This is a genomic window from Curtobacterium sp. MCBD17_013 (assembly GCF_003234565.1).
In the GTDB taxonomy this organism is placed as follows: domain Bacteria; phylum Actinomycetota; class Actinomycetes; order Actinomycetales; family Microbacteriaceae; genus Curtobacterium.
Genome location: NZ_QKTU01000001.1, coordinates 345,529 through 365,428, shown reverse-complemented (window position 1 = coordinate 365,428; position 19,900 = coordinate 345,529). Strand labels below are relative to the sequence as shown.

At 72.0% G+C, this 19,900-nt stretch carries 18 protein-coding genes; 12 read left to right on the top strand and 6 right to left on the bottom strand.

The window, feature by feature from the left end:
• Nucleotides 1-131: 131 nt before the first annotated feature.
• The 7 genes from DEI81_RS01605 to DEI81_RS01575 all read left to right on the top strand — a co-directional run bounded on the left by DEI81_RS01605 (nucleotide 132) and on the right by DEI81_RS01575 (nucleotide 7,623).
• Nucleotides 132-1,340, top strand: a complete 1,209-nt coding sequence (locus DEI81_RS01605; protein WP_258368425.1) for a Gfo/Idh/MocA family protein — start codon at nucleotides 132-134, stop codon at nucleotides 1,338-1,340.
• Nucleotides 1,341-1,492: 152 nt separating this feature from the next.
• A complete protein-coding gene (locus DEI81_RS01600) occupies nucleotides 1,493-2,746 on the top strand; it encodes a sugar ABC transporter substrate-binding protein (protein WP_111008738.1) in 1,254 nt (417 codons plus the stop codon).
• Nucleotides 2,746-3,732 (top strand): carbohydrate ABC transporter permease, encoded by a 987-nt coding sequence (locus DEI81_RS01595; RefSeq protein WP_111008737.1) that lies wholly within the window; start codon nucleotides 2,746-2,748, stop codon nucleotides 3,730-3,732. The genes DEI81_RS01600 and DEI81_RS01595 overlap by 1 nt, the downstream gene beginning before the upstream one ends.
• Complete coding sequence (locus DEI81_RS01590; protein ID WP_111008736.1) at nucleotides 3,725-4,642, top strand: carbohydrate ABC transporter permease; 918 nt, start codon at nucleotides 3,725-3,727, stop codon at nucleotides 4,640-4,642. The genes DEI81_RS01595 and DEI81_RS01590 overlap by 8 nt, the downstream gene beginning before the upstream one ends.
• Before the next feature lie 46 nt (nucleotides 4,643-4,688).
• The gene (locus tag DEI81_RS01585; RefSeq protein WP_111008735.1) at nucleotides 4,689-5,465 is read left to right on the top strand and encodes a ThuA domain-containing protein; all 777 of its coding nucleotides are present in this window, start codon (nucleotides 4,689-4,691) and stop codon (nucleotides 5,463-5,465) included.
• Nucleotides 5,462-6,604, top strand: a complete 1,143-nt coding sequence (locus DEI81_RS01580; protein WP_111008734.1) for a Gfo/Idh/MocA family protein — start codon at nucleotides 5,462-5,464, stop codon at nucleotides 6,602-6,604. Before DEI81_RS01585 ends, DEI81_RS01580 begins: the two co-directional genes overlap by 4 nt.
• Entirely contained in the window at nucleotides 6,601-7,623 is a 1,023-nt protein-coding gene (locus DEI81_RS01575) for a sugar phosphate isomerase/epimerase (RefSeq protein ID WP_111008951.1), read from the top strand. Before DEI81_RS01580 ends, DEI81_RS01575 begins: the two co-directional genes overlap by 4 nt.
• A gap of 52 nt (nucleotides 7,624-7,675) precedes the next feature.
• Here DEI81_RS01575 and DEI81_RS01570 read toward each other — a convergent pair whose 3' ends face one another.
• The 4 genes from DEI81_RS01570 to DEI81_RS01555 form a co-directional block, all read right to left on the bottom strand.
• Complete coding sequence (locus DEI81_RS01570) at nucleotides 7,676-8,524, bottom strand: PHP domain-containing protein (protein WP_111008733.1); 849 nt, start codon at nucleotides 8,522-8,524, stop codon at nucleotides 7,676-7,678.
• Entirely contained in the window at nucleotides 8,521-9,081 is a 561-nt protein-coding gene (locus DEI81_RS01565) for a dihydrofolate reductase family protein (protein ID WP_111008732.1), read from the bottom strand. The genes DEI81_RS01570 and DEI81_RS01565 overlap by 4 nt, the downstream gene beginning before the upstream one ends.
• A 51-nt stretch (nucleotides 9,082-9,132) precedes the next feature.
• Nucleotides 9,133-10,458: an MFS transporter gene (locus tag DEI81_RS01560; RefSeq protein ID WP_111008731.1), complete on the bottom strand. Its 1,326-nt coding sequence runs from the start codon at nucleotides 10,456-10,458 to the stop codon at nucleotides 9,133-9,135.
• A 78-nt stretch (nucleotides 10,459-10,536) separates the two neighbouring features.
• Complete coding sequence (locus DEI81_RS01555) at nucleotides 10,537-11,160, bottom strand: YitT family protein (protein ID WP_111008730.1); 624 nt, start codon at nucleotides 11,158-11,160, stop codon at nucleotides 10,537-10,539.
• Nucleotides 11,161-11,221: 61 nt separating this feature from the next.
• On the opposite strand from DEI81_RS01555, the gene DEI81_RS01550 reads away from it, so the two are divergent.
• Nucleotides 11,222-12,661, top strand: coding sequence for a PLP-dependent aminotransferase family protein (locus DEI81_RS01550; protein WP_258368423.1), 1,440 nt, complete (start codon nucleotides 11,222-11,224; stop codon nucleotides 12,659-12,661).
• 17 nt (nucleotides 12,662-12,678) lie between these two features.
• Here DEI81_RS01550 and DEI81_RS01545 read toward each other — a convergent pair whose 3' ends face one another.
• Entirely contained in the window at nucleotides 12,679-13,647 is a 969-nt protein-coding gene (locus tag DEI81_RS01545; protein ID WP_258368421.1) for a LysM domain-containing protein, read from the bottom strand.
• 126 nt (nucleotides 13,648-13,773) lie between these two features.
• Between DEI81_RS01545 and DEI81_RS01540 the strand changes: the two genes are divergently transcribed.
• From DEI81_RS01540 to DEI81_RS01525, 4 genes are all read left to right on the top strand, one after another.
• Entirely contained in the window at nucleotides 13,774-15,465 is a 1,692-nt protein-coding gene (locus tag DEI81_RS01540; protein ID WP_111008729.1) for a sodium:proton antiporter, read from the top strand.
• Between the two features lie 112 nt (nucleotides 15,466-15,577).
• Nucleotides 15,578-15,853, top strand: coding sequence for a hypothetical protein (locus tag DEI81_RS01535; RefSeq protein ID WP_111008728.1), 276 nt, complete (start codon nucleotides 15,578-15,580; stop codon nucleotides 15,851-15,853).
• A 72-nt stretch (nucleotides 15,854-15,925) separates the two neighbouring features.
• Nucleotides 15,926-16,570, top strand: coding sequence for a DUF1345 domain-containing protein (locus DEI81_RS01530; RefSeq protein ID WP_111008948.1), 645 nt, complete (start codon nucleotides 15,926-15,928; stop codon nucleotides 16,568-16,570).
• A gap of 67 nt (nucleotides 16,571-16,637) precedes the next feature.
• On the top strand, nucleotides 16,638-18,425 hold the full coding sequence (locus DEI81_RS01525) for a DEAD/DEAH box helicase (RefSeq protein ID WP_111008727.1): 1,788 nt from the start codon (nucleotides 16,638-16,640) through the stop codon (nucleotides 18,423-18,425).
• A gap of 9 nt (nucleotides 18,426-18,434) precedes the next feature.
• Here DEI81_RS01525 and DEI81_RS01520 read toward each other — a convergent pair whose 3' ends face one another.
• Nucleotides 18,435-19,889, bottom strand: a complete 1,455-nt coding sequence (locus DEI81_RS01520; RefSeq protein ID WP_111008726.1) for a M20/M25/M40 family metallo-hydrolase — start codon at nucleotides 19,887-19,889, stop codon at nucleotides 18,435-18,437.
• Nucleotides 19,890-19,900 lie beyond the last annotated feature (11 nt).

The window sequence follows — 19,900 nt, the reverse complement described above, 5'->3', positions numbered from 1 at the left end:
TAGCGCGGACGAGCCCCACGCGATGCCCTGGAACGCGCGCGTGTCATCGTCGAATTGTTTCGACGATTCTCTTGTGCTCGCTCCGGACGTGCAATAGCGTGACCGCCGTTGAGTGACGAAGGAGTTACGAGATGAGCAGTGTCGACGGCACGATCCGGGTCGCGATGATCGGACACGGGTTCATGGGCGCCGCCCATTCCCAGGCATGGCGCACGGCGCCGGTGGTCGCGGACCTGCCGCGTTCGGTGCGTCGATCCGTCGTCGTCGGCCGCGACGCCGCCCGTGCCGCGGCCGCCGCGGACCGCCTCGGGTGGGAGTCGAGCGCCACCGACTGGCGCGACGTCATCGCCCGCGACGACATCGACCTCGTCGACATCTGCACGCCGGGGTCCTCCCACGCCGAGATCGCGGTCGCCGCGCTCGAGGCGGGCAAGCACGTGCTGTGCGAGAAGCCCCTGGCCAACAGCGTCGCGGAGGCGGAGCGCATGGCCGCGGCCGCCGCCACGGCCGCGGACCACGGGGTCGTCGCGATGGTCGGCTTCAGCTACCGTCGCGTCCCCGCGCTCCGGTTGGCCCACGACCTCGTCCGGGCCGGGAGGATCGGGGACGTCCGCCAGGTGCGCGCCACCTACGACCAGGACTGGCTCGCCGACCCCGACGGACCGATGACCTGGCGCCTCGACCAGGAGCAGGCCGGCAGCGGCGCCCTCGGCGACATCGGAGCCCACGCGATCGACGCCGTCGAGTACGTGACCGGAGCGGCGGTGGAGCGGGTGTCCGGTCTCCTGCACACCTTCACGACCGAACGACCGGTGATGACGGAGGCCGTCGGTCTCGGAGGCCGCTCCGCCGCCGACGCCCCGCGGCGCCCGGTGACCGTGGACGACCTCGCCCTCATCACGGCGCGGCTGTCCGACGGCTCGATCGGCCAGTTCGGCGCCTCGCGCGTCGCGAGTGGTCGGAAGAACGCGCTCCGCATCGAGATCAGCGGCACGACCGGTGCGGTGGCGTTCGACCTCGAGCGGCTCAACGAGCTCGCCTTCCACGACGCCACCCTGCCGGAGACCGAACAGGGCTTCCGTCAGGTCCTCGTCACCGACCCCGGCCACCCCTGGGTCGACATGTGGTGGCCAGCGGGGCACGTCCTCGGGTGGGAGCACGCGTTCACCCATCAGGTCGTCGACCTCGTCACCGCCATCGCCGACGGCACCCGTCCCGAGCCGTCCTTCGCGGACGGCCTCCACGTTCAGCGCGTCCTCGACGCCGTCGCACGCAGTGCCGACGCCGACGGCAGCTGGGCCGACGTCCCCGCGGACTCCGCGGCCGACGTCCTCACCTGACCCGTCCCTCCCGACCGGCCCAGACCGACACAGCACGACCCGCCCGGCGACGAGCGCCGGGCCGGGCGCTCGACCACGCCCGCGCACCCGCGACCGGGCGCAGCACGACCCTCGCGCAGCCGCGAGGTCCCATCCAGGAAGCGAGCACCGCAATGAAGCGCAGCAGCAGCACATCCGTCCCCACCCGGGCGCGACGACGAGCCACCCTCGTCGGAGCGGCCGCCATCGCCACCACCATCCCGCTCGTCCTCGGCGGCTGTGCCACCGGCTCGAGCCCCGCCGCGAGCAGTGTGAAGAGCATCAGCGTGCTCGACTACTACAACCAAGGCAACGACAAGGTCGTCATCGGCAAGACGCTCAAGCAGTGCGGCAAGCAGATCGGCGTCACGATCAACCGCAACGTCGTGCCGGGTGCGAACCTCGTCCAGAAGGTCCTGCAGCAGGCGTCGTCGAGGACGCTGCCGGACGTGCTCATGCTCGACAACCCCGACCTGCAGCAGATCGCGGCGAGCGGCGCCCTCGCCCCGCTCAAGGACTACGGGATCTCGTCCAAGGGCTACGCCAAGGGCGTCGTGTCGGCCGGCACGTACAAGGGGAAGCTCTACGGGCTCGCCCCCACCGTGAACACGATCGCGCTCATGTACAACAAGAAGGACCTCAGCGACGCGGGCGTCCAGGTCCCCACCACGTGGGCCGAGCTGAAGACCGCCGCCGCCAAGCTGACGTCGGGATCGCAGTACGGTCTGGCGTTCGACGCCAACGCCACGTACGAGGGCTCGTGGCAGTTCCTGCCGTTCATGTGGTCGAACGGCGGTGACGAGAAGCACCTCGACACCAAGGGCACACAGGGCGCGTTGCAGCTCTGGACCGACATGGTCAAGAGCGGCTCGGTGTCGAAGGGCGCGCTCAACTGGACGCAGGCCGACGTGAACGACCAGTTCATCGCGGGCAAGACCGCGATGATGATCAACGGCCCGTGGCAGATCCCGGCCCTCAAGGCGAGCGGCATCGACTACGGCATCGCGAAGATCCCGGTGCCGAAGGCCGGCGACGACTCGGTCGCTCCGCTCGGCGGCGAGGTCTGGACCGTGCCGCAGACCGGTGACAGCGCCAAGCAGAAGGTCGCGGCGAAGGTCGTCAAGTGCCTCAACAGCGCGAAGAACCAGCTGTCCATGGCGAAGCAGCGGTACACGATCCCCTCGCGCACCGCGGTGGCGAAGCGGTTCGGCCAGCAGGTGCCGTCGGAGCAGGTGTTCGTCGACATGGTCGCGACGGCCCGGGCCCGCACGGGTGAGCTCGGCGCCAAGTGGCCGGCCGCCGCGACGAAGATCTACACCGCGATCCAGTCGGCGCTCACCGGGCAGTCGTCGCCCGCGGACGCGCTCAAGGACGCGGCGAACAGCTGATGACGGTCGACACCGCCGGCGTGCGGAGCCGGGCGACGGGGACGGGGGGCGGCTCCGAGCGGGACCGCCGCCCCGCCCCGGGGCCCCGGCGCGGCGCCGGGAGCCTCCGCCGCGAACGGGTGTTCCGGCTGCTGTTCCTCGCACCCGCCGTGGTCTACATGCTGTTGTTCTTCGGCTACCCCGTGGTCAAGAACATCGTCATGAGCTTCCAGGACTACACGACGACGACGTTCTTCACCGGGAGCGCCCCGTTCATCGGGCTCCGCAACTACGTCAGCGTCATCAGCGCGCACTACTTCGGCACCGCGCTGCTCAACACCGCCCTGTTCACGGTGATCTCCATCGTCGGGCAGTTCGTGCTCGGGCTCCTCATCGCGCTGTTCTTCAAGCGGTCGTTCCCGCTGAACGGTCTGCTCCGGTCGCTCCTGCTCCTGCCGTGGCTCCTGCCCCTCATCGTCTCGAGCGCGGTGTGGAAGTGGATCCTCGACCAGGACAGCGGCGTGCTCAACCAGGTGTTGCAGGGCCTGCACGTCGTCGCGGGGCCCGTCCCCTGGTTGACGAGCACGTCCATCGCGCTGCTCACGGTGATCGGCGTGAACATCTGGATCGGGATCCCGTTCAACACGACGATCCTGTACAGCGGTCTCCAGGACATCCCCGAGGAGCTGTACGAAGCCGGTTCCCTCGACGGTGCCACGGGCTGGAAGGCGTTCCGGCACATCACCTGGCCGATGCTCCGTCCGGTCGTCAGCGTCGTGCTCGTGCTCGGCGTCGTGTACACGATCAAGGTGCTCGACATCATCCTCGGGCTCACGAACGGCGGCCCGGCCAACTCCACCCAGACGATCGCCACCCAGTCGTACCAGCTGTCGTTCCAGCAGTTCAGCTTCGGCAAGGGCGCAGCGCTCAGCGACATCCTCATCGTCATCTCGGCGGTGTTCGCGGTCGTCTACCTGCGCGCCACGAGGAGGGCGATCGATGAGTGACCACGTCGTGGCACCGGACCAGGTGCTCACCGCCCCGACCCGCTCGCGGGCCGTCAGAGGGGCGACCACCCGCTCGACCGCCGCCGACGCTGGGCGGCCGCGCCGGGCCTCCCGGAAGTGGATCCTGACCGTCATCGGGATCCTGATCCTGTGCGTCATGCTGTTCCCGGTCTACTGGATGCTCAACATCTCGCTCCAGCCCGCCGGACCCGCGATCGACGCCGCGTGGTTCCCGTTCCACGCCCAGTTCTCCGGGTACGCGCACGCGCTCGCCGACCAGGGCGGGAACCTCGTGACGAGCCTGCTCATCGCGGCGGGGAGCGTCGTCCTCAGCCTGCTCATCGCGGCGCCGGCCTCGTACGCGCTGGCGCAGCTCCGGATCCGGGGCGCGGACACGATCCTGTTCGGGATCCTCATCGCGCAGATGATCCCCGGGATCGTCGTCGCGAACGCCCTCTACACCGCCTACAACCAGCTCGGGCTCCTCAACTCGGTGCTCGGCCTGGTGCTCGCGGACTCGACCGCGGGGATCCCGTTCGCGATCATCGTCATGCGCGCGTTCATGGCCGGGATCCCGACGTCGATCATCGAGGCGGCGAAGATCGACGGCGCCGGCAACGTCCGGGCGTTCACCGCGGTCGTGCTGCCCATCAGCGTGAACGCGCTCGTCACCGCGGCGCTGTTCACCTTCCTGTTCACGTGGAGCGACTTCCTGTTCGCCCTGACGCTGACGACCACCCAGAAGATCCGGCCGATCACCCTCGGCATCTACCAGTACATCGGCACGTACACCGCCGACTGGAGCACGGTCATGGCGACCGCGGTCCTGGCCTCCCTGCCCGCGATCATCCTGCTCGTCATCGCGCAGCGGTTCATCGCGGCGGGCGCCACCGGCGGTGCGGTCAAGTGACCGCCGCGCACCACGACACCACACCACCACGAGCAACGGAGCAACCGTGACCGACACCACCACCCCCATCCGCGTCGTCGTCTGGGGCGAGAACCGCCACGAACAGGTCGAGCAGCACGTCGCCGACCGCTACCCGGACGGCATGCACGGCGCGATCGCCGCCGGCATCACGCACTGGCTCGGCGACGCCGCGTCGGTGACGACGCACGTGTTCGACGAGCCCGAGCACGGCCTGACCGAGGAGGTCCTCGAGCAGACCGACGTGCTCACCTGGTGGGGCCACGCCGCACACGCCGAGGTCGACGACGAGGTGGTGGACCGCGTGCACCGGCACGTCCTCGCCGGGATGGGCCTCATCGTGCTGCACTCCGGCCACTGGTCCAAGATCTTCGGCAAGCTCATGGGCACCACCTGCACGCTCCGGTGGCGCAGCGAGCACGACCGCGAGCTCGTCTGGACGGTGAACCCGCAGCACCCGATCACCCGCGGCATCCCGAACCCGATCGTCATCCCCGAGCAGGAGATGTACGGCGAGTACTTCGACGTCCCCACGCCGGACGAGCTCGTGTTCATCAGCGGGTTCAGCGGCGGTGAGGTGTTCCGGAGCGGCATGACGTACCGCCGGGGCTTCGGCAAGGTGTTCTATTTCAGCCCCGGGGACCAGGACTTCCCCGTCTACCACCAGCCCGACGTGACCCACGTGATCGCGAACGCGGTCGAGTGGGCCCGTCCGGAGCGCGAGCGCGCGACGCCGACCCTGCTCCGGTACGACACGGACGACTTCTTCAACGGCAAGAGCTACCAGGGAGCGATCGAGGCATGACCGAGACCATCGACGCGGACCGCCCGGTCCGCATCCTGCAGGTCGGCGCGGGCGGCATGGGGCAGGCGTGGCTCCGGAACGTCGTGGCCAGTGCCGACGTCGAGCTCGTCGGCATCGTCGACCTCGTCCCGGAGACCGCGCGCGCCGGTGCCGAGCTCGTCGCCGCCGCCGGCGGCGGGACGGTGCCGACGGGTGCCGTGCTCGCCGACATGGTCCGGGAGGTCCGTCCCGACGCGGTCCTCGACGTCACGATCCCCCGCGCCCACCATCCGGTCACCACCGAGGCGCTGTTCCTCGGTCTGCCGGTGCTCGGCGAGAAGCCCGTGGCCGCCTCGGTCGCCGAGGGCCTGTCGCTCGCCGCGGCCGCCGAGTGCACGGGCGAGCTGTTCATGGTGAGTCAGTCCCGCCGGTACAACGACCACCTGACGCACCTCCGTGCCCTGACCGCCGAGCTCGGCGACGTCGGCGTCGTGACCCACACCTTCGCGAAGGCCCCGCACTTCGGGGGGTTCCGCGACGTGATGGACCACCCGCTGCTCCTCGACATGGCGATCCACCCCTTCGACGCGGTCCGCGCCCTGCTCGGACGCGATCCCGTGTCGGTGTACTGCGAGGCGTTCAACCCCTCGTGGAGCTGGTACCGGGGCGATGCCGCGGCGAGCGCCGTGTTCTCGTTCGAGGACGGCGTGCGGTTCGTCTACTCGGGCAGCTGGTGTGCCGCCGGCGCCGAGACGTCCTGGAACGGCGACTGGCGGGTGAGTGCCGCCGGGGGCACCGCGCTCTGGGACGGCGACGCGGCGCCCTCGGCCGAGCGCGCCGACGGGTCGCCACTCGTCGTCGACCCGCCGACGAGCACCCCACCGGAGATCGCCGGGTCGCTCGCGGAGTTCGTCACCGCGCTGCGGACCGGACGGCGTCCGCAGGGCGAGGTGCACGAGAACGTCGTCAGCCTCGCCATGGTCGAGGCGGCCGTCGAGTCCGCCGCCACGGGCCTCCCGGTCCGCATCGACGACGTGCTCGGCCGCGCGCTCACCACCGCGATCGCCGACGAACAGCGGGACGACGTGCGCGAACGGCTCCGGTCGTGGCCGTCCGTCCGGGAGGCCCTGGCCGCGCCCGCGGCGGAGGTCGCCTCGTGAGCGCCGCAGCCGGCACCCGCCCGGTCACGCTGTTCACCGGTCAGTGGGCCGACCTGCCGTTCGAGGAGGTGGCGCGCCTGGCCGGCGAGTGGGGGTTCGACGGTCTGGAGATCGCCTGCTGGGGGGACCACCTCGACGTCCGCCGCGCCGCGTCCGACCCGGAGTACGTCGCCGAGCGGAAGGCCGTGCTCGAGCGGAACGGGCTCGAGGTCCGGGCGATCGCCAACCACCTGGTCGGGCAGGCCGTGTGCGACGACCCGATCGACGCGCGGCACGAGGACATCCTGCCGCCGCACGTCTGGGGCGACGGTGACCCGGAGGGCGTCCGCCAGCGGGCTGCTCGCGAGATGCAGGACACCGCACGGGCGGCCGCGGCACTCGGTGCCCACACCGTGACCGGGTTCTCCGGGTCGGCGATCTGGAAGACCGTGGCGGGGTTCCCGCCGGTGCCCCCGGGCATGGTCGACGCCGGGTACCAGGACTTCCACGACCGGTTCGCGCCCATCCTCGACGTGTTCGAGGAGGTCGGGGTGCGGTTCGCGCTCGAGGTCCACCCGTCGGAGATCGCGTACGACTACTGGACCGCGAAGCGGACGCTCGAGATGTTCGCCGACCGGCCCGCGTTCGGCTTCAACTTCGACCCGTCGCACTTCGTGTGGCAGGACCTGGACCCGGCCGCGTTCCTGCTCGACTTCGCTGACCGGGTGTACCACGTGCACTGCAAGGAGTCGGTCAAGCAACTCGACGGACGCAACGGCCGGTTGGCGTCGCACCTGCCGTGGGGCGATCCACGTCGCGGTTGGGACTTCGTGACCGCCGGGCACGGGGACGTGCCGTGGGAGCGGGTCTTCCGGGTGCTCAACGCGATCGGGTACGACGGCCCGACGAGCGTCGAGTGGGAGGACGCGGGCATGGACCGGCTCGTCGGGGGGCCGGAGGCGCTCGCGTTCGTCCGGGCACTCGGGCGGATCGCGCCGCCGGAGGCCGCGTTCGACGCGGCGTTCTCGCGTTCGCGGTGACCGGGGTCAGCGGACGCCGCGGGGCGCTGCCGGTGCATGCTGGCGCGACGCGTCAGCGCGTCCAGGGGTCCTCGGGCCGCGATCCGGCACGGAAACCGAACGACTCCACCATGAGCACGGCCTCGGGGAAGTGCGCGGCGACCGCCTCGGGGACGTGTGCGTCGCTGCCGAAGGTGACTGCTCGGCCGCCTTCCTCGCTCCACCACTGCGGCACCCACGACCAGAGCCGTCGGGTGTTCATCTCGAGCGCGCGTCCGGATCCGGCGATGGCGCGCATCGCGGCGCGGAAGCCCTCCTCGAAGCGTCGGGGGTCGAACGGTCCCGCCGTCGCGGTCGGCCAGGCGCGCACCGCGAAGTCGATGTGCGTGAACACGGCGAAGGCGTCGGACCCCGCGACCATGCGGGGGACCTCCTCGAGGTACGCCCACATGACCTCGTCCGCGGGTCGGTGGTGGTACAGCGTCGTCGGTTCGGTGCGGTCGTCGCCGAAGGGGAGCATGTGCAGCGACCCGTTCACGCGATCGATCGCGCCGGTGTCGAGGACCGTGGCAGCCGCCTCCCCCCAGAGGTGCGGCTGGCCGAACTCGACGCCGGTGAGGATCCGCAGTCCGGGGAACGCGGATCGGCACCGGTCGATCGACTCGAGGTACCCGTCGAGGTCGAACGACGGCAGGTGGACGATGCCGTCGTCGCCGACGAGCGCCCCGGCGTACGGTCCCATGTCGCCGTCGTCGACGCGCCACGTGTCCTCGAGGTCGAGGTGTTCGGTGAACACGATGGCCGGGAGCCCGACCCGGACCGCCTGCTCGCACGTGCGCACCATCCGCCCCGGCGACGCCGGGTCCGATCCGCTGTCCCAGGACCACTCGCTGTGGACGTGCCCGTCCCCGGGGAGCCTCACGGCGCCACCACCGCCTCGAACGGACCGTACGTGTTCAGCACGTTGCCCTTGCTCGTGACCTCGCTCCGGAGCAGCCGCAGGCGGAGCGGGGGGTCGGTGGGTTCGAACAGGCGGCGTCCGGCGCCCGCGACGGCGGGGTGGATCATGAGTTGGAGTTCGTCGAGCAGGCCCGCGAACACGAGCTGACGGACGACCGAGATGCTGCCGCAGACCGCGACGTCCCCGCCGTCCCCCGCGCGGAGCTCGCGGACGACGTCGAGCAGGTCGCCCTCGATGAGGGTGCTGTGCTCCCACGCCAGATCCGGTCCGAGGGTGCGCGAGACGACGAGCTTCTCGATCGGGTTGATGAACCGGGCGAACGGGTCCTCCGGGTGGGCGGGCCACCACGTCGCCCATTCCTCGTAGGACCTCCTGCCGAGGAGCACCGTCGACGTCGCCGCCATGAACCGGCCCATCCCGGCACCGAGTTCGTCGTCGAACGAGTCGTACTGGAACCGGAACGGGTCCTGGACGACGCCGTCCACGGACGTGAAGAGACCACTCGTGACCGTGCGCATGCGGCAGAAGCTAGTGCACGCGGGCACCGCTCGGCCAGCATCGTCCGTTCGTCAGGGAGCCGGCGTGCACACCGGGTCCGGGTCGCCGGCACCCGGGAGGCGGATCGCGGCCGTCGTCGCCGGTCCCGCGGTCGTCGCGGGTCCCGCGGTCGTCGCGGGTCCCGCGGTCGTCGCCGACCCCGCGGTCGTCGCCGTTCCCCCGGTCACGGCCGGACTCGACGGTCGGCGCTGCCCGAGCCAGACGAGCACGACGGCGCCGACCACCGCGACGGCGCCCGAGAACCAGAAGTCGGTCGCGAGCCCGAACGACGTGACGGCGGCGCCGCCGAGCACGGACCCGCCGGCGATGGCGAGCTGGATGGTCGTGACGAACAGCGCCAGACCGCTCTCGGACGAGCCGGGCGACGCGTTCGACATCCAGGTCTGCGTCCCGAGGGGCAGCGCACCCCACACGAAGCCCCAGACCGCGAGCAGGACGAACACCGCGACGACCGATTGTGCCGCGAGGGGCAGCAGGACGACCGAGGCGGCGAGCACGGCCTTCGCGACGCCGATGGTGCCGATCACGCTGCGGCTCAGGGTCCACCCCGCGGCGAAGTTCCCGATGATCCCCGCGATGCCGAACACGAGCAGGGCGATCGTGACGGTGTCCGCGTCGACGCGGACCATCTGTTCCAGGTACGGCGACACGTACGTGTAGGCGGCGAACTGGGCGACGAACAGGAACACCGCGGCGATGAGACCGACGCGAGCGCGCGGGATCCGGAGCAGCCCGCCGAGCGTCGCGAACCGGACGGCCTGGGTCGCCGGGATCCGCGGCAACATCGCGACCTGGAGGCCCAGCGCCACCACACCGAGGCCGCCGCCGATGACGAACGCGAGCCGCCAGCTGGCGAGCGACGAGACGAACGCACCGAGCGGCAGGCTCACGACCGTCGCGACCGAGATGCCGGCGGTGATGAACGAGGTCGCGCGGATCACGGCGGACGGCGCCACGAGCCTCCCGGCGATCCCGGCACCGATCGACCAGAACCCGCCGATCCCGACGCCCAGGAGCATCCGCGCCACGAGCAGCACCCAGAACGACGGCGCGACCGCGGCGAGCGCGTCGGCCACGACCAGGAGGGCCGTGAGGGCGACGAGGACGACGCGACGGTCCACGCGGGAGGTGGCGACGGTGACCACCGGTGCGGCGACGGCGCCGGTGAGTCCGGTGGCGACGACCATGAGTCCTGCGGTGCCGATGTCGACGTGCAGCCCGCGGGCGATGGCGGGCAGGAGTCCGATGGGCAGGAACTCCGAGAGCACGAGCACGAACGAGCCGAGTGCCACCGAGAGCACACTGAGCCAGCCGCGGCGTTCCGTCGACGATGTCATGGAGTGCTCAAGAGCGCTGGTGCCGTCGTCCATTCCCGTGTGACGGACGGACCCGCGCGTCGACGCCGTACCGCAGCGCTACCGGGGAGTGGGCGCGGTGGGTGTGCTCCATGGCAGACGGGCGAACACGGGCATGAGCGGGCCGACCATCGGTCCGATGGCGAACGCCGCGACGACGGTCCCGACGCCGACGTCGCCGCCGAGGAGCCACCCGACCACGACGACGGTCAACTCGATCGCGGTCCGTGCCAGCCAGACCGGCCAGCCGAGCCGCTCGTGGAGTCCGACCATGAGGCCGTCCCGCGCGCCCGCTCCGAACCGGGCCCCGATGTAGCAGGCCGTGGCGACGGCGAGCAGGACGAGCCCGAGCGCGAACAGCCCGATGCGTCCCGGCAGCCCGGCGGGAGTGTGGACGACGGCGAGGACGAGGTCGGCGGCCGGGCCGATGGTGAGCGCGTTGAGGACCGTGCCGATGCCGGGCCGCTGGCGCAGCGGGATCCAGAACAGCAGGATGACGCCGCTCGACACCAGGGTCACGGTGCCGAACGACCACGGCACGATCCGCTCGAGCCCCTCGGTGAGGACGCTCCACGACGCGACGCCGATGACCGCGCGGACCATGAGCGCCGTCGCGGCCCCGTAGAGGAACAGACCGACGAGGAGCTGGACGACACGGAGCACGAGCGCGGGGCGGCGGGACACACGAGCACCCAACCGCGGATTGGACTGGTCGTCGAGAGCCAATCATCCTACGCTGGCCACCGTGATCCCCCTCGTGCTCTCGGCCCGGGCCGCCGCCGCCCTGCTCACGCACTGGCGCGACGGCTCGTCCGGGCCCGCCTACAGCGCACTCGCCGACGCCGTCCGCGTGCTCGCGATCGACGGGCGGGTCGCGGTCGGGACGCGCCTCCCCGCCGAACGGCAGCTCGCCGACGCGCTCGGCGTCAGCCGGACGACGGTCGCCAGCGCCTACGCCCTGCTCCGGGACGACGGGTTCCTCCGCAGCACCCGCGGGTCGGGGAGTGTGCTGCGGCTCCCGTCCGCGGTCGCCGGGCGGCCCGACCCGGACCACCTCGCCGCGCCGGTGGACGGCGACCTGCTCGACCTGCGGAAGGCAGCGCTCCACGCGGCCCCGGGTGTCGCCGAGGCGGCGGTGCGGGCGGTGCAGGGCCTCCCGGCCGCACTCGTGGGCAACGGGTACGACACCGTCGGCGACCCGGGGCTCCGGGCGGCGATCGCCGACCGCTACACGACGCGGGGCCTGCCGACGACGGCGGACCAGGTGCTCGTCACCCTCGGCGCGCAGCACGCGATCGCGCTCCTGGCGCGCGTGCTCGTGCGCCGCGGCACGGAGGTCCTCATCGAGTCCCCCACGTACCCGCACGCCCACGAGGCGTTCCGCGCGGCCGGGGCACGGTTGGTGGCCGTGCCCGTGGACGCGCACGACGGCTGGGACGGTGACGCGCTCGTCAGCGCGCTGCGGCGGAGCGCGCCAGCGGTCGCGTACCTCATGCCCGACCTGCACAACCCGACCGCGGCGACCATGCCGTCCGCACTCCGGGAGGCCGTGCTCGCGGCGGCCGCGGACGCCGGCACCGTCGTCATCGCCGACGAGACCATGGCGGAGCTCCGGATCGACGGCGACGTGGTGCCGCCGTTCGCGACGGCCGGTCCAGCGGTCCTCATCGGATCGGCCGGCAAGGTCTTCTGGGGTGGTCTGCGGGTCGGCTGGATCCGGGCGGACCCCGCGCTCCTGCAGCGCCTCGTGCTCGCCCGGCCGACGGGCGACCTCGGCACGCCCGCGATCGAACAGCGCATCGTCCGCGAGCTCGTCCCGGACACGGCGGCCGCCCTGGAGGCCCGGCGCACCTTCCTCCGCGCCGCCCGCGACACCGTCGTGGCCGGGTTGCGGGACCGGGTGCCGGAGTGGGAGGTCCCGGCACCGGCCGGCGGGTTGTCCACCTGGGTGCGCCTCGGCCGTCCGGTCTCGAGCGCGCTCGTCCTCGCCGCCCGCGCCGAGGGCCTCGTCCTCACCTCGGGTGGTGCGTTCGGGCCGCACGGGGGCTTCGAGGGGTTCCTCCGCGTCCCCTACGCGGTGCCGGCGGACGCGCAGGTGCGGCTCGTCGAGGCCCTGGGCCGCGCGTGGACGCGGCTCGACTCCGCGGTCCGGGCCCCGGGTCGGCCGATCGCGGCCGTCGTGTGACCGGGTCCCGGCCGGGGCTACTTGCTGTCGGGGTCGAGGTTGATCGTCGTGTCCTCGTAGAGGTACTGCTGGTCGCCGAACACCTGCAGGCCCGCGTTGAGCCAGATGAGGTCCTGCACCGAGATCCCGAACCGCGACGCCACCATGGCCGTCGTGTCGCCGTGGGCCACCCGGTACCGCTTCGGGGCACCGCTGGCCGTCGTCGCGGTGACGGTGCCGGAGGCGTATGGGCGTGCCCCGCCGTCGACCGGGTGGACGTTCGACTGCCGTACGGGGATCGACCAGTGCACGGTGTCCACGGCGAGGACCTTGTCGGGGCCGAGTTCCTGCGGCACGTCGGCCTCGGCCGCCGCCGACGAGTAGGTCACGAGCGTCCCGAGGTACGCCGGCTGCCCGATGTCGCCGAGAGACGCGGACGACGCGGGTGCCGGTGTGGTCGTCGGACCCCCGAGCTGGTGGTCCGCGACCCCGTGGTAGGTCAGGCCATCCCCCACCTCCGGCGGGACGTCGAGCAGCGTGACGGAGATCGGCACCGGCACGGTCGAGGTGAACCCGGAGTACTCGGCGGAGTACGTGTCGTCGCCGTTCGCGACCATCCGGTAGTGGAAGTGGACGCTGCCCTTCGGCGACGCGACGTCGCCCTGGGCGACGACGGTGCCCTGCGGGACGGACGTGAGCGTCGGACTCGGGCTCGGCGCCGCCTCGGGTCCGGCGGTCGCGGGGCGCGGCGTCGCGGACCCGGGGATGACGCCGGCGCTCGGGGCGGTCGGCGTGGCTGTGGGCGTGGCGGACACGGTCGCCATGCGGTGGTGCGTCGGACGGTGCGACGTCGTGACGGACGGGCCCGGGTCGGTCGTCCCGCCGAGCATCGAACACCCGGTCAACAGGCCCGCCGTCGCCACCGCGACCACGACACCGATCACGCGCACCGTCGGCGTCCCGCTCTGCTCCGCGCCGACTCCGTCGCGGTCCCCCCACCTGGACATGATGCCTCCTCAGGGAATCCTAGCCGCCGCTCGGGTGGCGACCGAGCGCGTCGACCGAGCACGGGCCGGGATCGGCGGAACACGACGGGTCCCCCCGGTGTGCTCGGAGCCTGCCAGTCTGGATCCGTGACGGAACTCCTGGTGCTCATCGTGTCCGCGCTCGTGCTCATCGCCGCGGCCGCGGTGGTCGGCCCGCGCATCGGGATCGCCGCGCCGCTCGTGCTCGTCGCGATCGGCGTCGGTGCGAGCTTCCTGCCGTGGTTCGCCTCCGTCCACATCGAGCCGGCGTGGGTGCTCGAGGGCCTCCTCCCCCCACTGCTGTACGCGTCGGCGGTGTCGATGCCGGCCATGAACTTCCGGCGCGAGTTCGGGGCGATCAGCGGGCTGTCCGTCCTGCTCGTCGTCGGCAGCGCACTCGTGCTCGGCCTGTTCTTCATGCTCGTCCTGCCCGGCCTCGGGTTCGCCTGGGGCGTCGCGCTCGGCGCGATCGTGAGTCCGACCGACGCCGTGGCCACGTCGATCATCAAGCGGACGTCGGTGTCCAAGCGCGTCGTGGCGATGCTCGACGGCGAGAGCCTGCTCAACGACGCGACGGCGCTCGTGCTCCTCCGCACCGCGATCGTCGCGACGGCCGCGTCCTTCTCGTTCTGGGGCGCGGTCGGGACGTTCGCGTACTCGGTCGTCGTGGCGCTGCTGATCGGGTGGCTCGTGGGCTGGCTGGACCTCGTGGTGCGCAAGCGCGTGACCGACCCCACGGTGAACACGGTGATCTCGTTCGCGGTGCCGTTCGCGGCGGCGGTCCCGGCGGAGGCCCTCGGCGCGTCCGGACTCGTGGCCGCCGTCGTCGCGGGCCTCATCACGGGCGTCTTCGCGCCGCGGGACCTGTCGCCGCAGCACCGGTTGTCGGACTCGCAGAACTGGCGGACGGTGGAGCTCGTGCTCGAGGGCATCGTGTTCCTGACCATGGGCCTGCAGATCACGTCGATCGTCGGGGCCGTGCACCACGACCACGCCGGTGTCGGGATCGCCGTCCTGGTCGCCGTCGGCGCGTTCGTGCTCACGGTGATGGTCCGGGCCGCGTACGTCGCGCCGCTGCTCCGGGTCCTCCGTGCCCGGGCGGGCCGCGGAGTCCGGCTGGAGGACCGACTGCAGGGCGTGCAGGCGAAGCTCGACACGCCCGAGGGCCAACGGCAGGCGTTCGTCGAGGTGAACGCGCGGCAGCGCGGTCCGGGCTCCGGTGGCCGCCCGCGGTCCGCGCGGGACCTCGAGCGGTTCGCCCGACGCGTGACGCAGGTGCTCGCCGACATCGCGTACTTCCGGCGAGAGCCGCTCGGATGGCGCGAGGGCACCGCGGTCGTCTGGGCGGGTATGCGCGGTGCCGTCACGGTCGCCGCCGCCCAGACCCTCCCGCACGACACGCCACAGCGCTCGGCTCTCGTGCTCATCGCGTTCGCGGTCGCGGCCCTGTCGCTCCTCGTCCAGGGCGGCACGATCGGGCCCCTGCTGCGGCGGATCACGCCGCCACGGGACACCGCGGCGCTCGAACAGCAGACGGACGCCGAACGCACGCGGCTCTTCGAGCTCATGCGGTCGAGCGGCGAGTCCGTGCCCGAGCCGCCGCAGCTCGGGGGCGACCCGACCCAGGAGCAGTTCGGCATCGCCAAGGAGCACCGCCTCGCCGTCATCGCGGCGCAACGGTCCGCGCTGCGCGACGCCCGCGACAACGGCACGTTCGACGCCGACGTCCTGGAGGACGCGCTCGCCAACCTCGACGCCACCCAGATCGCCATCGAGCTGCGCGGCACGGCCGCCACCTGACACGCCGGGCACGACCACCGGGACGCGACCGTGCCGAACGACGTGCACCCGATCGCAGGGGACGGTCGCACGGCCAGCGGCCACCGAGTGCCCAGCGGCTAGCATCCCGACCATGGACGACGAGACCACCCCGCGAACGGACGCCGACGAGGACGAGCCGCGGATCTCCGGGTGGCTCCAGCGGCACGCGGACCTCGTCTGGTACGCGCTCGGCGTCGTGTTCGTCGTCGACGGGATCAGCGCGCTGGTCAACCTGGTGCGCGGCGTGCCCGGCCCGGATGATTCGAATGTCATCAGCACGTTCGGCGGCTTCATCGCCGGCATCGCGGCGCTCGTCGTCGGCCTGCGCACGGCGCGGGACCACCGCGAGCACCCGGACGACGAGTAGGTCGGCGACGCCGCGAGCGCGTGTCGCAGGCCGCGCGGAGTCACCGGCGGCGACGATCATGCGGTGGACTCCATGCAGGTCGGCGCGCACCGCGGCCGCTCCCGTGCTCGCCTCATCGCGATGGTCGTCGTCGGCGTGGCCGCCGGCGTCGTCGCCTTCGTCGTGCACGCCGGGCTCGCGGCCTGGGCGATCGGCTGGACGGCCGCCTGCCTGACCTACCTCGTGCGGGTCTGGACCGCCGTCCACGGCCTCGACGGCGTCGCCACCCGCGTCCACGCGCTCCGCGAGGACCCGACGCGCCGCGTGAGCCACGTCCTCCTCGTGCTCGCAGCGGTCGGGAGCCTCTTCATCGTCGGCATGACGCTCATCGGGTCGAAGGAGAGCGGCGGGCTCCGAGCGGACCTCCTGGCGGCCCTCGCCGTGCTCAGTGTCGCCCTGTCGTGGATCCTCATCCACACGCTGTTCATGCTGCGGTACGCCGTGCAGTACTACGGCGGCGACGCCGAGGGCGGCATCGACTTCAACCAGCGGACGCCGCCCGCGTACGGCGACTTCGCGTACTTCGCCTTCAACCTCGGGATGACGTTCCAGGTCAGCGACACGGCCGTCACGTCCACGGCGATCCGTCGCGTCGTGCTCCGCCACTGCCTGCTGGCGTACGTGTTCGGATCGGTCATCCTCGCGACGCTCGTCAACCTCGTCGCCGGACTCGGCTGACGCCGGACGGGAGGCGCGGGCCCGCGATCCGCCACGCGGGACACCCTCGACCGGATACCGTTCCTGTATGAGCACCGACACGGACACGCCGACCGCCGCCGACACCGACGGGGCTTCGCCGACGTTCGCCGACCTCGGGTTGAGCGAGCCGGTCCTCAAGGCCGTGCGCGACATCGGGTACGAGGTGCCGTCCGCGATCCAGGCCGCCACGATCCCCACGCTCCTCGAGGGGCGCGACGTCGTCGGCCTCGCACAGACGGGCACGGGCAAGACCGCTGCGTTCGCGCTGCCGATCCTGTCGCGGCTCGCGTCCTCGCAGAAACTGCCGCAGGCCCTCGTGCTCTCCCCCACCCGTGAACTCGCACTCCAGGTGTGCGAGGCGTTCGAGCAGTACGCCGCGCACATGCGCGGTGTGCACGTCCTGCCGGTGTACGGCGGGCAGGCGTACGGCGTCCAGCTGTCGGCGCTCCGCCGCGGTGTCGACGTCGTCGTCGGCACGCCGGGGCGCATCATGGACCACATCGCCAAGGGCACCCTCGACCTGTCCGAGCTCAAGTACCTCGTGCTCGACGAGGCCGACGAGATGCTCAAGATGGGGTTCGCGGAGGACGTCGAGACGATCCTCGCCGAGACGCCGGACGACAAGCAGGTCGCGTTGTTCTCGGCGACCATGCCGGCGCAGATCCGTCGGATCTCGAAGCAGTACCTGGACGACCCGGCCGAGATCACCGTCAAGCAGAAGACGACGACCTCGGCGAACACGACCCAGCGCTACCTGCTCGTGTCCTACCCGCAGAAGGTCGACGCCCTGACCCGCATCCTCGAGGTCGAGAACTTCGAGGGGATGATCGTGTTCGTCCGCACGAAGAGCGAGACCGAGACGCTCGCCGAGAAGCTCCGGGCCCGGGGGTACGCCGCCGCCGCCATCAGCGGGGACGTCGCACAGGCGCAGCGCGAGCGCACGGTCAACCAGCTCAAGTCCGGCAAGCTCGACATCCTCGTCGCCACCGACGTCGCGGCACGGGGCCTGGACGTCGACCGCATCACGCACGTCGTGAACTACGACATCCCGATCGACACCGAGTCCTACGTGCACCGCATCGGACGCACCGGCCGCGCCGGCCGGAGTGGTGCGGCCATCAGCTTCGTCACGCCCCGTGAGCGCCGCCTGCTCGGCGCCATCGAGAAGGCGACGCGTCAGCCGCTCACGCAGATGCAGCTGCCCACGGTCGAGGACGTCAACGTCACGCGTCTGGCGCGGTTCGACGACGCGATCACCGCGGCGCTCGAGCAGCAGGACCGGATCTCGGCGTTCCGCGACATCATCGGGCACTACGTCGAGCACCACGACGTGCCCGAGGCAGACGTCGCGGCGGCCCTCGCCGTCGTCGCCCAGGGTGAGGAGCCGCTGCTGCTCGACCCGCAGGAGGAGCGGCAGCGCCGCGCCACCGAGGACCGCGGACCGCGCGTGTACGACCGCGACGACCAGACCGGCGGACGCGGCGAACGGCCCGAGCGGCGGGCCCGGTCGACGCAGCCGATGGCGCCCTACCGGATCGAGGTCGGTCGTCGGCAGCGCGTCGAGCCGCGCCAGATCGTGGGCGCGCTCGCGAACGAGGGTGGCCTCGGCCGCGACGACTTCGGTCAGATCCAGATCCGTCCGGACTTCTCGATCGTCGAGCTCCCGGCGGACCTGTCCGAGGACGTCCTCGACCGCCTGCGGGACACCCGGATCAGCGGCAAGCTCATCGAGATCCGCCCGGACCGTCGTGGCGGTCCGCGCCGCGACCGCGACGACCGAGGCGGGCGCGACGACCGCGATGACCGGCCGCCGCGCAAGCCCCGGTACCGCTGAGCGGGAGCGTCAGGAGCGCTCGGGCTCGATCGACGCGCCGAGTTCCGTCCACAGGTGCGCGATCGAGGCCGCGCCGGCGACGAGCATCTCGAGGTCGATGCTCTCGTCGCTCGAGTGCCAGTGGTCCTCGGGGAGCCCCGTGCCCACGAACAGCACCGGGACGTCGAGCTCGCGTCCGAGCAGCTCGGCCGGCCCGCCGCCCGCGTTGCCCATGCGGCCGGCGGTGGGGGTCCCGTGTCCGCGCGCCATGGCTCGGTCGAGGGCGTCGAGCGCGAGCCCGGACGGTGTGACGTACGGGTCCTGCCCCGACTCCTCCGGGATGGACAGTTCGTAGACCACGCTGTCCGGGATGTGCTCGTCGAAGAACGCGCGCACCTGCTCCGCGACGGTGTGCACGTGCTGCCCCGGGACGGTGCGGATGCTGAGTTCGGCGGTCGCCTGGGACGGGATGACCGCACGCGAGACGCCGGTCGGGTCGCCCGCGAGGACCGAGAGGATCTCGAGTGACGGCCGTGCCCACAGGCGCTCCTCGACCGTGAACCCGCGCTCGCCCGTGACGCTCCGCGTCTCGGTGCGCTCGAGCCAGACGTCGGTGTCGAAGGACAGGTCCTCGAGCTCGCGCCGCCGCTCGTCGGTCAGCTCCTCGACGTCGTCGTAGAAGCCGGGCAGGGCGATGCGGCCGTCGTCGTCGTGCAGCCGCCCGAGGACGTCGACGAGCACGTGGACGGGGTTCGGCGTCGGTCCGGACGCCGCTCCGCTGTGGACGTCGCGCTCCGGCCCGGTGATGGTCAGCGTGGCCCCGGTCATGCCGCGCATCGAGGTGACGACGGCGGGGTTGCCCTGCTTCCACTGCAGCGTGTCGGAGAACACGACGACGTCGCAGGCGAACCGGTCCCGGTGGGTCTCGATGAGGTCCGCGAAGTGCGTCGAGCCGAGCTCCTCCTCGCCCTCGACGATCACCCGGAAGTTGACCGCCGGCAACCCGTCCGGTCGGGTCGCCAGGTGCGCCCGCAGTCCCCACAGGTGCGCGATCATCTGGCCCTTCGCGTCCGACGCACCGCGGCCGTAGAGCCGGCCGTCGCGGAGCACGGGCGCGAACGGCGCGGTCTCCTTCCACTCCTCGGGCTTCGCGTCCCGCACGTCGTGGTGGCTGTACACGAGCACGGTCGGCAGCGCGGGATCGACCTGCCACTCGGCGTACACCGCCACGGACGGCCCGGCCCGCAGGAGCTCGGTCGTGAACCCGATCGCCCGGAGTTCGCCGGCGAGCCAGTGCGCGGACCGCTCGACGTCGATGGCCCGCTCCGGGAGCGCGCCGACGGACGGGATCGCCACCCACGCGCTCAACTCGTCGACGACACGCTGCCGGTGCTCGGCGAGGAACCGGACGACCTCGGTCGCGTCGGTGTCCGTGATCGCGATGTCGGTCGACGCGGTGTCGGTCGTGTCGTTCGTGGCGCTCATCCTGATCCGTT